Origin of the sequence: Sphingopyxis sp. Root1497 (genome assembly GCF_001427085.1) — a bacterium.
In the GTDB taxonomy this organism is placed as follows: Bacteria; Pseudomonadota; Alphaproteobacteria; order Sphingomonadales; family Sphingomonadaceae; genus Sphingopyxis.
The window spans coordinates 530,275-542,904 of sequence record NZ_LMGF01000001.1; the positions used below are offsets into that span (position 1 = coordinate 530,275).

Below are 12,630 nucleotides of genomic sequence, written 5' to 3' on the forward strand. Positions count from 1 at the left end.
CGTCATCGGCGTGCCCAACGCCGACCTTGGCGAAGAGGCGAAGGCGCTGGTCATTCCGCGCGACCCGGTGACGCCCCCCCAAGCCGAGGCGCTGCTTGCGTGGCTGCGCGGCCAGCTCGCCGCCTATAAATGTCCGCGGACGATCGATTTCGTGAACGACGTCGGGCGCAATCCGGCGGGCAAGGTCAACAAGCGCCAGCTTCGCGCGCCCTATTGGCCCTCGGACAGGACGATCGGATGACGGTCGCGATCAAGCGCCGGATGGTCTCTTGCCTTCGCCATTTCTATAACGCATGATAGATTGTCAAAAAGATGATTCCGGGTATCGCCGCCGTGCGCGGGGACCCGAAAGACGAGGGAGGATGAACGGATGGCCCAGCAACTGGACCAGGCCAATGATATCGACGGTGCGACTCTGATCGAGATTTTCCGCCGGTCGATGCGGGTCTACAAGACCGACGAACGGTTTCGGCAGATGCTGATGAGCGGCAAGCTGCGGCTCGTCTATTATCCGGTGCGCGGCCAGGAAGTGCTCTCGGCGTCGATGATGAGCGCGCTCAACATCGACGATTATCTGGTGACCACCTATCGCGGCGTGCACGATCAGGTCGCCAAGGGCATTCCGCTCAAGGATTTGTGGGCCGAATTCACCGGCAAGGTGACCGGTACCTGCAAGGGCAAGGGCGGCCCGATGCACATCACCGATCCCGCCACGGGTGTGATGGTCACGACGGGCATCGTCGGCGCCGGCCTGCCGATCGCGAACGGACTGGCACTCGCTTCTCAGGAATCGGGCGATGGCCGCGTGACGGTGGTCTGCTTCGGCGATGGTGCGACCAACATCGGCGCGTTCCACGAGGCGCTGAACCTCGCCTCGCTGTGGAAGCTGCCGGTGATCTTCCTGTGCCAGAACAATCGTTACGGCGAACACACCGCCTATGCCGCCAGCACGTCGGCGAAACAGATCATCGACCGCGCGCCGGGCTACAGCATGGAGGCGGTGAAGGTCGACGGGAACAACCCCATTGAAATGTATAACGCCGCCAAGGCCGCAGTCGACCGCGCCCGCGCCGGCGAGGGGCCGACGCTGATCGAGGCGATGACCTATCGCATGCTCGGGCACACCTTCGGCGCCGATTTTTCCTATGTTCCGAAGGAGCTGCAGGATGAAGCGAAGGCCAATGACCCGATCCCGGCGTTTCGCACGCTGCTGCTCGATCGCGGGGTGAGCGAGGAAGAGATCGCGGCGATCGAGGCGGCGATCGATGCCGAGCTCGACGCGGCGGTCGAACATGCGCTGTCCAGCGAATATCCGGGCCTCGAGGAATTGAGGATCGACGTGCTGAAAGAGGAGATCCGCGCGTGAGCAACACCGACAAGATCAGCTTCGCGCAGGCGATCAACCAGGCACTCGACGAGGCGATGGCGGCCGATCCCAAGGTCATGATCCTCGGTGAGGACATTGCCGACGCACAGGGCGGCGGCGTCTTCAAGGCGACCAAGGGGCTGTCGACCAAATATGGCACCGGACGCGTCCGCACGACGCCGATCGCCGAACAGGCGATCATGGGCGCGGCGGTCGGCGCCGCGATCGCGGGCTATCGTCCCGTCGCCGAGATCATGTTCATGAACTTCCTGACCGTGTGCATGGACCAGCTCGTCAACCATGCGGCGAAGCTCCGCTTCATGTCGGGCGGCAAGACCTGGGTTCCGCTGACGGTGCGCTGCACGACGGGCGCGGGGGTCGGGTTTGGCGGCCAGCACAGCGACATGCTCGAAGCCTGGTTCGCGCATGTTCCGGGCATGAAAGTGGTGTCGGCGTCCAATCCCGCCGAGGCCAAGGGGCTGTTGCTGTCGGCGATCGAAGACGATGACCCGACCTTGTTCATCGAGGACATCATGATGTACTCGCAGCAGGGCGAGGCGCCCGCGCCCGGTTTCAAGGTTCCGCTCGGCAAGGCGCGCGTCCGCCGCGAAGGCTCCGACGTCTCGGTCATCACCTATGGCCGCCCGGTGCGGCTGATGGACGAAATGGCCGAGAGGCTGGCGGGCGAAGGCATCAACGTCGAGGTCATCGACCTGCGCACGATCGCGCCGTTCGACGAGGAAACCGTGCTCAACTCGGTCGCCAAGACCGGGCGCGCGGTGATCGTCCACGAAGCGATCAAGTCCTTCGGGACCGGGGCCGAAATCTCCTCGCGCATCCACGAAGAGCTGTTCAGCGACCTGAAGGCGCCGGTGCAGCGGATCGGGTCGAAATATTCCCCGGTGCCGTTCAGCCCGCCGCTCGAGCAGGCGTTCCTCTACAGCGAGGACGAGGTCACCACCGCGATCAAGCGGATCATGGGGTAAGCGCGCGGCCCGGCGGACCTGCTTCCCCGGCCTTTGGCGGGGAGCGGGCTGCCGGGTGGCGCATCCGCTTCAAAGGAAAATAGGTGCCGATCCACTACCCCGACATATTGAGCGAAGCGAGCGAACGGCGCTCCTTCTCCTACACGACGAAGGACGCGATCCTCTACGCGCTGAGCATCGGAATGGGCGAGGACGCGGGCGGATTGCCCTTCGTGTACGAACCGGGGCTGCAACTCGTGCCCACGGCGGTGACGGTGCTCGGCGGCAGCATCATGCCGCCGCTGGCCGCCGGCCCGGGGCTGCGGAAGAGCAGCTTCGATTTTCCGAAGGTCGTCCACGGCGAGCAGGAGATTCTTATCTATCGCCCGCTGCGGCCCGCCGACACGCTGTTCACCAGCACGCGCACGATCAGCGTCGAAGACAAGGGCGAAGGGCGCGGCGCGGTCGTCGTGACCGAGACACGCTGGACCGATGAGGGCGGCGCCGATGTCGCGGCGCTGGTCAACACGATCTTCGCGCGCGGCGACGGGGGCTTCGGCGGACCACGCGCCGAACGTGTACAGCAGGCCGACGAGCCGGCGCGCGCGCCCGACATCAGCGTGTCGATGCCGACGCGGCGCGACCAGGCGCTGCTCTATCGGCTGAACGGCGACGGCAACCCGCTCCACGCCGACCCGGCAGTCGCGATGCGCGTCGGGTTCCCGGGGCCGATCATGCACGGGCTCTGCACCTTCGGCATGACCTGCCGCGCGATTTTGCAGCATGTCGTGGGCGGCGATAGCAGCCGCATCTTCAGCCACCGCGCGCGTTTCACGGCGCCGCTGTTTCCCGGCGAAACGCTGCGCGTCGACCTGTGGGTTGATGGCGACAGCGTCGATTTCAGGGCGGTGGCGGTCGAGCGCGACGTCGCGGTTATCCGCAACGGCTGCACCGCGCTGCGGCCGGCAGCAGCGCGTTCCGAACCGGTGGCAGTCCCTGCCGGGGCGGCCGCACCGGGCCTTTCATGACATCATCATCGGGAGCGACTATGAAAACCGAAATCTGCATTCCCGGCCTCGGCGCCGGCATGTCCGAAGGCACGCTGGTCGAATGGCATGTCGACGATGGCGCCGACATCGCGGAGGGCGCGATCCTCTACACGCTCGAAAGCGAGAAGACCGCGCAGGACGTCGAAGCCCCTGTTTCGGGGAAGGTCCAGCGCCTCGGCGTCGTCGGCGAGGTCTATCCCGTCGGCGAGGTTGTCGCCATCATCGAACATTGATCCCGGCTGCGCCGGATATCCGGTCCCGCGGGTCCGAATGGAGGAAATATCGTGCTTCCTGAAGTGGTAACGGGCGAGGAAACCGGCACCGAGTTTCCGACGACGATCGAATCCTTTCGCAAGGTTGGCGCCGACTTTCTGACGCGCGCCTTTCATTCGGTGGGCACGCTGCCGGCCGACGACCGGGTGACCGCGATCACGCGCGCCGACGAATTCGTCGGCGGCGGCATGGGGCGCAAATTGCTGCTCGATGTCGAATATGCGCGCGGCGATGGGCTCGCGCGGCAGCTGTTCGTCAAATTTCCGCTCGACGAGGGGCATCCGCAGCGCGAGATATTCACCTGGCCCATGCAGGCCGAGGTGCGCTTTTATCTGCTGTCGATCCAGACCCCGCTGCCGGTGCCGATCCCGACCGCCTTCTTTGCCGATTTCAACAGCGAGGCGCTGTGCGGCATCCTGATCACCGAGCGGATTGGCTATGGCGAGGGCGCTATCGAACCCGCACTCGAGAAATGCCAGGATTTCCGGCTCGACGACCAGTTCGACCGCTATCTCGTCGTCAGCCGTGCGAATGCGGCGCTCGCGGGCGAGCATCGCGCGGGCAAGCTGGGATCGACGATCGCCGAGAAGTTCCGCTTCCCGGGGCCGCGGCAGATCGGCGGCGAACGCTTCCCGCACGATCAGGCCAATGTCGACCTGCGTATCGAACGGCTGCGCGCCTATGCAAAAAAGGCGCCGCACCTGCTGCCCAAGAATTTCGCGACCGACGAATTTCTCGATCGCTTCGCGCGCGAGACGCGCCTCGTGATCGAGCATCAGGACAAGATCTATGGCTATCTGAACGCCGCGTCCGATTTCATCGCGCTGTGCCACTGGAACATCAACATCGACAATGCCTGGTTCTGGCGCGACGAACAGAACCGCCTCGGCGTCGGCTTCCTCGACTGGGGCAGCGCAGGACAGATGAACATCGCGCGCGCTTTCTGGGGCATGGCCTGCGCCGCCGAACTCGACCTGATGGACGCAAAGCGCGAGGCGCTGATGGAGGCGTTCGTTGACCAGTATCGCACCGCCGGCGGCCCGCAGATCAGCCTCGACGAATTCCGCTTCATGTACCGCCTCGCGATCAGCGTCGATGCTTTCCACTGGATGATCGACGCGCCGACGATCGTCGCGACGCACCTCCCCGATTATCCCACGGTGCGTGATCGCTTCGACCCGCGCTTGCAGAATGTCTTCCTCGCGCGCGCGCAGCAGCATATCCTGACCGTGATGCTCAATGAATTTTCGTCGGCGAATGTCGAGGATGCGATCGGCGAGCTGCTGACGCGCGTCGACGAACGCGCGCCGGTCTGAGCGCGCGACTTTCCGGCCGCGCGCTCAGACCGTCCGCGTCACGCCTCTAAGGCTTCGCCCGCGGCGATGTAGCGGTCGATCATCAGGTGGAGCGCGCGAATCTTCTGCTCGGCATAGCGACCAAGATAGACGCGCCCGGTCTCCGACGCCTCGAGTCCTGCCTGGACCTGCGGCAGGTTGAGCATGTCCTGCTCGAAGACCGCGGCAAGTCCGGGGCCGAGAATGTCGTTGGCTAGCGTCATCGATTCGTCGAGCCCGATTTCGAAAACGGGGGCGGGGCGCGGACGTTCGCCGCTCGCCGGAACGGGCTTCAGGATCATGATGTCCATGATCGCCTCGTTGGGCGACAGTCCGTTGGGCCGCCAGCGATAGACGATGTTCGAGACATGGCCGGCCCAGAAGGCCATGTTCGGAAAGACGTCGTAGAGGATTGAATCGAGCATCTCGCCGTCGGTCGCGTCGCTATAGTCCTTGCCCGTTTCGGCGGCGAGATTCTCGCGCGCCATCGCCGCGAGCGCCGAGCGCGCGGTCGCGCCTTCGGGCAACTGCGCGCCGCCGTCGACCGTGATGCGCGTGCGCGCGCCGGTCAGATGGCTGAAAATCTCCTGCTCGCTCAGCGGCGCGATAAAGGGGCTGGCGATCCCTGTGGCCGAGAATTGCCGCGACACATAATCGTTTGGGCAGTCGAACTGGCTGTTGGCGTCTCCGATCCCGGGCAGGATCTGCGGATGGGTGGTGATGCTGTGGAAGGATTCGGCGAAGGCCTCCGACAGCGCCTTCCAGTTGCAGCGGCACTTTTTCTGGACCCAGATCGCGCGATAGCGGTTGGCGAAGTCGAAGCGTTCGAAGTCGGTCGCCAGCGGGGCTATGACGTCGAGCAGCGGCTTGGCGCCGGGATCGAAGTTAACGAAGACGAAGCCGCCCCAGGTGTCGACGCGCGCTTCGGGAAGGCGGAATTCGGCGGGCTCGATGTGCGGGAAATCCCACGGGATCGGATTGCTCTTGTACGCGCCGTCGATCGCCCAGGTGAAGGCGTGGTAGGGGCATTTGATCTCGCTGCGGCATCCCTTGCCCGACACCAGCTTGCGCCCGCGGTGCAGGCAGACATTGTGCAGCGCCTTGATCGACCCGTCGTCCTGGCGGATGACGATCAGCGACTTGCCGACGACTTCATAGACGTGAAAATCGCCAGGCTTGGGGATGTCTTCTTCGCGGCACGCGAACTGCCAGGTCTTCAGCCAGACGTGGCGGACCTCCTTGGCGGCGAAGGCGGGGTTGCAATAGCGTTCGGTCGCTACGGTCATCGCGCCGTCGCCAAGCTGGCGGCCTTCGCGCATATAGGCGGGGATCGGGCGGTCCTCGCGTGCGAGCACGTCTTCATAGGAGTCGGCCGGATGCCGGTCGCCTCGGAAGTTCATCGCCTGATCGGTCATCATATGCTCCCGGATTGCTGCGCCGATCGACGGGGTCGCCAGCGTCTGTTCGCTGCCAAAGCTAGGTCGGGCGCGCAAGGTGAGTCAATTGATTTGTATAACGCGCTATCAAAATCAAAGAGTTTGGAGAGTGTGCTTCCCAAATCTTCCGGCATCTGCGATTCGTCGTGCAGGTTTTCTGCAAGCACGAACTTCTTTACCGGCATACCAGCGCGTTTCGGGCGCTTGCCTTGCCGCTGGTATCACCGATCTCCGCTGGTCGTTGGAAAGCGTTTTCGCCAACATCGAAGAGTTGGCACTGGCCCCCCGCAAAGCGTGCGCGGCCACTTGCTGGCACTGTTGAGGATCAAATGTCTGCTTCGCGCGATTTGCGCCTAGAAGCGGTCCGTCTCCAAACGGCCAACTGCGGCACGACGTCGCTAGCAACGTGCCGCAGCGTTGGCTTCAAAACCGGATCGTTGCGCTGACGCCATAGGTGCGCGGTTCGTTCGCGAGGACGCGATTCGCCGTGCTCCCCGGGAAGGCGCCGTTGTTGAGGCCGAGCGCGCCGCCGAGCGGCTGATAGACCGCGAGCGGGCGATAATGGGTGTTGGTGAGGTTGCTGCCGAAGATCGCGAGCGACCAGCGGTCGTCGGGGCCGTTCAGCGCCAGGCGAGCGCCGAGCAGGGCGTAGCCGTCGGCGATCGATTGCGGATTGGCGTCGTTGACGGTACCGACATATTGGTCGGACACGAACGAGACATTGGCGTTCGCCGCCCAGGTCCAGCCGCTCGACCCGATGTCGCCATTCCAGTCGACCCCGACATTGCCCGACCAGGCGGGCGAGAAGCTGTTGGGCTTGCCGGTCAGATCCTGCGTCCCGCCGATACCCGGCAGCCCCGAAGCACCCTTGAAATCGGTGAATTCGGAGTCGAGATAGGCGAGCGATCCCGAGAGTGAGAAACGGTCGCTGGGGGCCAGCCGCAGGTCGAGTTCGAAACCCTGCTGGCGCAAATTCCCGGCGTTGCGGACGACGAAGCTGACCCCGTCGAAGGCGCGGTCCTGAAAGCCCGCGATGTCCATGCGGAAAAAGGTGATGTTCGCGGTCAGCGCGCGGTCGAGCCAGCTCGTCTTGGCACCGAACTCGTAATTCTTGACTGTCTCGCGATCGAACACGCGCCGCGTCGAGATCAGATTGCCCTGCGGGTCGAAGGTCGACAGTGAAGGTATGCCGCCGCCCGAATTATAGCCGCCCGACTTGTAGCCGGTCGAATGGGTGGCGAAGAGCATCACATCGTCGGACGGCTTGTAGTTGAGGCTGACGCGATAGGTGAAGCGACTTTCGGAGAGGCCGGGATAGTCCAGCACTTCGGGCGCGCGGATCGTCTGGGTGAACGGGCTGGAGAGCTGCGAATAGCTGCCGCGCTTGCGGTCGTTGGTCCAGCGCCCGCCGAGCGTCAGCGTCAGCGCGTCGGCGAGGTAGATGTTGCCCTGCGCATAGGCGGCGATGCTGCGGACCTTCTGGAACACATCCTGATCGGTCGCCGCGATGCCGCCGGTGCTGGCGTAATAGGCGGCGCAGGCGGTGCGCCCCGGCCCGGCGGGAACGAGGACGTTGCAATATTGCGTGTCCATATTGAGTTGCTCGCCGAGCGCAAATTTCTCCTCGAAATAATAAACGCCGGCGACCATGTCGAAATGACCGTCCAGCCATTCGCGTTCGGGCGATATGAACTGCAGCTCGTGGTTCCAGCTGCCCGAATCGAACAGGCTGCGCCGCGTCGCAAGCGGAACGGGCAGGAAGATGATGTCGCCGTCGAGCTGGTCGTTCGTCCATTTGCGATAGCTGTTGACGAGGCGCAGCGTCGATCCGCCGGCGACGTCGAGCGAGGCGGTGCTCGACACGCCCCAATTCTTGTCGAGCAGCCCCGAGGCGACCGACTGGTTCATCACCCGGTCGTTCAGATTGGTGTCGGGGCCACCGCTGAATGCTGCGCGGAGGAAGGCGAGACGCGCCGGGGCGACCGAGGCAGGGTCGAAGTCGAAATTGACGACGCCGTCGCCGTCGAGCCGCACATAATCGCCGCGCACGATCCATTCGAGATTGCCGAACTCGGCCTTGACGGTGCCGCGCACCGCGACGTCGTCGGACCCGCCATAGGTCCTGCCGTCGTAGCGGTTCTTCCACGGTCCGTCATACCATTGGCCCATCGCCGCGACGCGCGCCGAGACGTTTTCGCCGAGCGGAATATTGACGTGTCCCGACAGCTTGTAGCGGTCGAACGATCCGGCTTCGGCCGAGACCGCGCCCGAAAATTCATTCTCGGGCAGCGCGCTGCGGATCGACAGCGCGCCGACGCTGGCGTTGCGGCCGAACAGAGTGCCCTGCGGCCCGCGCAGCACCTCGACCCCGTCGATGTCGAGGAAGGCGCCGAGGATCGAACCCGAGCGCGGGACATAGACGCCGTCGACGAACACCGCGACGCTGGGTTCGATCAGGGTGTTGGCGAGACTGCCGACGCCACGGATGCCGATACGCGTCGAGCCGGTGTTCGACGAGCGCACCGTTTGGAAATTGGTCGCGACCCGGCTGAGGTCCATCACCGTGAGGACGTTGGCGCTTTCCATCGCCTCGCCGCTGACCGCCGCGATCGAGATCGGTACATCCTGGATATTCTCGGCGCGCTTCTGCGCGGTGACGACGATCGTGTCGCCCATGTCGGCCGCGACGTCGGCGGGGGGCGCGTCTTGTGCGGCGGCGGGCGTGGCCGCGAGTGCGGCGGCGAAGGCGGCAAGGCTCGTGCAGGTAATCGTCTTCATATTTCCCTCCCAGGATGATCTATTGGCGATCTTTGATCGAAAGCTATCGGCGCTCGGGCGGCGATATTTCACATTTCACGACAGGTTTTTTGCAATGCGCGTCACAGTGGCGCGATGGCGAGCCAGCCGAGCACCATCGCTGCGAGCAGCACGGTCTCGCCGACCATCAGCGCGACCGGCTTCCAGCCGACCTGCACCAGGTCGCCGAGCCGGGTCTTCATGCCGATCGCGGCGATCGCGGTGACGAGGCACCAGCTCGACAGCGTGTTTCCCGCCTCGGTGATCGTTGATGGCAGCGTGACGAGGCTGTTCAGCGCGACCAGTGCGACGAAGGCGACGACGAACCAGGGCAGCAGCGGCGGGCGTTCGGTCCCGGCCGCACCCGCCTCGCGCCGGCTGATCTGTCCGGCGACGAGGATGACAGGCAGCAGCATCGCGACGCGCAGCAGCTTGACGATCGTCGCGGTGTCGCCGGCATCGGGCGAGATCGCATAACCCGCCCCGACGACCTGCGCGACGTCATGGATCGTCGCGCCGATGAAGATGCCGGCGGCATGATCGCCCAGCCCCACCGCGCGCGCGATCAGCGGATAGAGCACCATCGCGGTCGTCGACAGCGCCGATACTCCGATGACGGTGAACAGGGTCGCCTGCTCTTTCCGGTCGTTCGGGGGCAGCGCCGCCGACAGCGCCATCGCCGCCGAGGCGCCGCAGATCGCGGTCGCGCCGCCCGACAGGAAGCCGAACAGCGGGTTGAACCCCATCGCGCGCGCCGCGAGGGTCGCGATCAGGATCGTCGCGCCGACCAGTGTCACGACCATCACCACCGGACCCCAGCCGAGTGCCGAGACCTGATCCCAGCCGATGCGGAAGCCGAGCAGCGCGACCCCGATCCGCATCAGTCCCTTGGCGGCGAAGTCGATCCCCGCCTGTCCGCGCGGCGCTTCGGTCACGAAGTTGAGCGCCATGCCGAGCAGCAACGCATAAAGCATGACCGGGGCGTCATAATGTTGGGACAGGAAGGTCGCGGTCGCGGCGACGACGAGCGCGATGGCAAGGCCCGGCGCCGGTGCGGCGACGCGCGTGACAAGGGATGGCATGAGGCGGGTTCCTAGGGTTGCGATGCGACCGTATCGAGGTCGGCGAGATAGCTGCGCCGTGCGGCGAGAAAGAGCAGCGCGGCGATGACGGCGGCGGCGGGCAGGAAACGCAGCGCGTCGAGCAGCCCGACCGTGTCGGCGATCCGCCCGGTCAGGATCGGCCCCGGTGCGAGTCCGAGCAGATTATGCGCGAGCGTCAGCGTCGCGAAGGCCGAACCGTGGAGCGCGGCGGGGGTCAGGTTCGCGACCATCGCGCCGGCGGGGCCAGTCGTCCCGGCGACGAGGAACATCGCGATTCCGAGCAGCACGAGTTGCGGCAGCCCTGGCGGCAGCATCAGCGCGAAGCTAAGTGCGATCGCGCTGCCGAAGCCATAGCCCGAGGCGAGCAATATCTTGCGGTCGGGTCGGCCCTGCGCGGCGCGGTCGCTCGCCATGCCGCACAGCACCATGCCGCAGCCGCAGATCAGCAGGAACAGCGCCGCCATGCGCCCGGCCGCGTCGACCGGCATCGCATAATAGCGGTTGAAATAGCTCGGCAGCCAGGCCGGGAGCGCGCCTGCGGCGAAGAGCTGGACGCCGCTGGCGCAATAGGCGAGCCGCACGCTGCGGTTGGCGAACAGCGCGCGCAGCGACGCGCGCGGCGCGGCCCCCGACCCATGGGCGGTGAGCGCGCCCGCCCCGGCGATCTCGGCGATCCGCTTCTCGCGAACCACCAACGGATAGAGGATCGCCAGCGCGAGGCCGCCGAGCCCGATCGCGGCGAAGGCGGTGCGCCAGCCGTGGCTCGCGGCGATCTCGCCGCCGATCGCGACGCCGAGCACCTGGCCGAACAGCCCGCCCGCCATGAAGGCGGCGGACAGCGTCGCGCGCAGCCGCTGCGGAAAGACGCTGATCACGACCGCGATACCGACGCTGCCGTAGGCCGCCTCGCCGACCCCGACCATCACGCGGCCGAAGAGCATTTGCTCATAGCTCGCGGCGACCGCGCAGAAGAGCGTCGCAAAACTCCACAGCGCCGCCATCAACGCGAGGCTGCGCACGCGGCCCCAGCGATCGGCGGCGAGCGACAGTGGGAAGGTTAGCAGCCCGACCATCAGCGCGACGACCCCCGACAACAGCCCGAGTTCGGCGTCGCTCAACGCCCATTCGGCCTTGAGCAGCGGAAAGACCGCGTTGAGCACCTGCCGCGCCATATAGTCCGAGATCAGGAGCCCGAAGCTCAGCGCGAAGATGATCCAGCCATAGAGCGTCGTATCGCGCGGGCCGCTCATCGCGACGCCGGGACTCGCCGCAGGTGCCATTACCGCCATTGCCGCCTCCCTTGCGTTGTTCGAGGATGGGCGGGCGATTGCATGTCAGTCCGCCCCGCCGTCGGCTATCGTCAGCGCGCGTGCCTTCATTTCCTCGACCAGCATCGGCGCGCCGAGCGCGACTGAATGCAACCCGAGCACCGCGACGGCTTCGAGCACCGCCATCACTTCCTCGGGTGTCGCGCCCTTATCGAGCGCGGCGGCGATGTGGCGGCGCGTGCCCGGCGCGTACATATGCGTGCACGAGGCATCGACCGCGATCGCCAGGAATTCATAGATTTTGGGATCGAGCACCCCGCGCCGCAGCGGCAAGGTGCCCGCCGCGAGAAAGGTTTCGAGCCATTCGGGATCAAGCGCCGCCATCTCGTCCCACGCGGCGTTCCACTGGCCGCCCGCGCGCATCGCGTCGCTGATCGGGGTGGCGGTCACAGCGCCGCCCTCCGGGCATGATCGTCGAGCCGGCCGAGCAACCCGAACAACTCGGGCCATGGACCATAGCCTGCCGCCGGATTGAGATGCCCGACCTCACCGGCGTCGTGCAGCGCCGTGCCCCACGCGTCGGCGAACCCGGCGACCCGATCGAACGCCGCGAGCGGATCGTTGCGGCTCGCGACGGTGATCGCCGGGAAGGGGAGGGGCTTGCGCGGGATCGGGAACCAGCCGCCTTGCTTGAGCGCGGCCGGTTCGGGATAACCCGCAGGGAGCGGGTTTTCGATGTCGGCGGGGGCGACGAGCAGCGCCGCGCGGATCGGCCGTGTCGGCGCGAGCGCCCAATGGACGGTCGTCAGGCACCCCGCGCTATGCGCGACCATCACCACCTCGCCGTCGATGGCGCGGAGCGCGGCGTCGAGCGCCGCGACTTGCCCCGCGCGGCTCAGCCTGTCGGCGGCGAGCGGGGCGACCGTCACCGCGCCGGGGATCGCCCGTGCGGCATGGGTCTGCCAATGATCCTCGACATGGTCCCGCAAGCCGGGAACGAAGAGGATCGTCGTGTCGCCGCCGAAGGCCATCGCCGCGTT

Annotated in this window: 12 protein-coding genes; 6 read left to right on the forward strand and 6 right to left on the reverse strand. The window is 66.0% G+C overall.

Annotated elements, in window-relative coordinates:
• The first annotated feature begins 10 nt into the window (after positions 1-10).
• The 6 genes from ASD67_RS23575 to ASD67_RS02495 all read left to right on the forward strand — a co-directional run bounded on the left by ASD67_RS23575 (position 11) and on the right by ASD67_RS02495 (position 4,969).
• Positions 11-241 (forward strand): AMP-binding enzyme, encoded by a 231-nt coding sequence (locus tag ASD67_RS23575; RefSeq protein WP_235535540.1) that lies wholly within the window; start codon positions 11-13, stop codon positions 239-241.
• Positions 242-370: 129 nt separating this feature from the next.
• Positions 371-1,366, forward strand: a complete 996-nt coding sequence (locus tag ASD67_RS02475; protein ID WP_056342705.1) for a thiamine pyrophosphate-dependent dehydrogenase E1 component subunit alpha — start codon at positions 371-373, stop codon at positions 1,364-1,366.
• The gene (locus ASD67_RS02480; RefSeq protein ID WP_056342708.1) at positions 1,363-2,352 is read left to right on the forward strand and encodes an alpha-ketoacid dehydrogenase subunit beta; all 990 of its coding nucleotides are present in this window, start codon (positions 1,363-1,365) and stop codon (positions 2,350-2,352) included. Before ASD67_RS02475 ends, ASD67_RS02480 begins: the two co-directional genes overlap by 4 nt.
• Before the next feature lie 83 nt (positions 2,353-2,435).
• Positions 2,436-3,359, forward strand: a complete 924-nt coding sequence (locus tag ASD67_RS02485) for a MaoC family dehydratase (RefSeq protein WP_082544782.1) — start codon at positions 2,436-2,438, stop codon at positions 3,357-3,359.
• Positions 3,360-3,379: 20 nt separating this feature from the next.
• Positions 3,380-3,613, forward strand: a complete 234-nt coding sequence (locus tag ASD67_RS02490) for a biotin/lipoyl-containing protein (protein ID WP_056342711.1) — start codon at positions 3,380-3,382, stop codon at positions 3,611-3,613.
• A 51-nt stretch (positions 3,614-3,664) separates the two neighbouring features.
• Positions 3,665-4,969 carry a hypothetical protein gene (locus ASD67_RS02495; RefSeq protein ID WP_156377535.1) on the forward strand — a complete coding sequence of 435 codons (1,305 nt, stop codon included), beginning with the start codon at positions 3,665-3,667 and terminating at the stop codon, positions 4,967-4,969.
• Positions 4,970-5,007: 38 nt separating this feature from the next.
• On the opposite strand, the gene ASD67_RS02500 is transcribed toward ASD67_RS02495, so the two are convergent.
• The 6 genes from ASD67_RS02500 to ASD67_RS02525 all read right to left on the reverse strand — a co-directional run bounded on the left by ASD67_RS02500 (position 5,008) and on the right by ASD67_RS02525 (position 12,621).
• Positions 5,008-6,480 (reverse strand): aromatic ring-hydroxylating oxygenase subunit alpha, encoded by a 1,473-nt coding sequence (locus ASD67_RS02500; RefSeq protein WP_156377536.1) that lies wholly within the window; start codon positions 6,478-6,480, stop codon positions 5,008-5,010.
• 366 nt (positions 6,481-6,846) lie between these two features.
• On the reverse strand, positions 6,847-9,201 hold the full coding sequence (locus ASD67_RS02505; RefSeq protein ID WP_056342722.1) for a TonB-dependent receptor: 2,355 nt from the start codon (positions 9,199-9,201) through the stop codon (positions 6,847-6,849).
• 101 nt (positions 9,202-9,302) lie between these two features.
• Complete coding sequence (locus ASD67_RS02510; RefSeq protein ID WP_056342725.1) at positions 9,303-10,301, reverse strand: YeiH family protein; 999 nt, start codon at positions 10,299-10,301, stop codon at positions 9,303-9,305.
• A gap of 11 nt (positions 10,302-10,312) precedes the next feature.
• Entirely contained in the window at positions 10,313-11,611 is a 1,299-nt protein-coding gene (locus tag ASD67_RS02515; RefSeq protein ID WP_056342728.1) for an MFS transporter, read from the reverse strand.
• 45 nt (positions 11,612-11,656) lie between these two features.
• A complete protein-coding gene (locus ASD67_RS02520; protein WP_200937972.1) occupies positions 11,657-12,040 on the reverse strand; it encodes a carboxymuconolactone decarboxylase family protein in 384 nt (127 codons plus the stop codon).
• Positions 12,037-12,621 carry an RBBP9/YdeN family alpha/beta hydrolase gene (locus tag ASD67_RS02525; protein WP_056342731.1) on the reverse strand — a complete coding sequence of 195 codons (585 nt, stop codon included), beginning with the start codon at positions 12,619-12,621 and terminating at the stop codon, positions 12,037-12,039. The genes ASD67_RS02520 and ASD67_RS02525 overlap by 4 nt, the downstream gene beginning before the upstream one ends.
• Positions 12,622-12,630: the final 9 nt, after the last annotated feature.

Coding starts and splice junctions, on each gene's coding strand:
- ASD67_RS02525 (WP_056342731.1), bottom strand. CDS start 12,621: ATGGCCTTCGGCGGCGACACGACGATCCTCTTCGTTCCCGGCTTGCGG.
- ASD67_RS02505 (WP_056342722.1), bottom strand. CDS start 9,201: ATGAAGACGATTACCTGCACGAGCCTTGCCGCCTTCGCCGCCGCACTC.
- ASD67_RS02475 (WP_056342705.1), top strand. CDS start 371: ATGGCCCAGCAACTGGACCAGGCCAATGATATCGACGGTGCGACTCTG.
- ASD67_RS02515 (WP_056342728.1), bottom strand. CDS start 11,611: ATGGCGGTAATGGCACCTGCGGCGAGTCCCGGCGTCGCGATGAGCGGC.
- ASD67_RS02490 (WP_056342711.1), top strand. CDS start 3,380: ATGAAAACCGAAATCTGCATTCCCGGCCTCGGCGCCGGCATGTCCGAA.
- ASD67_RS02510 (WP_056342725.1), bottom strand. CDS start 10,301: ATGCCATCCCTTGTCACGCGCGTCGCCGCACCGGCGCCGGGCCTTGCC.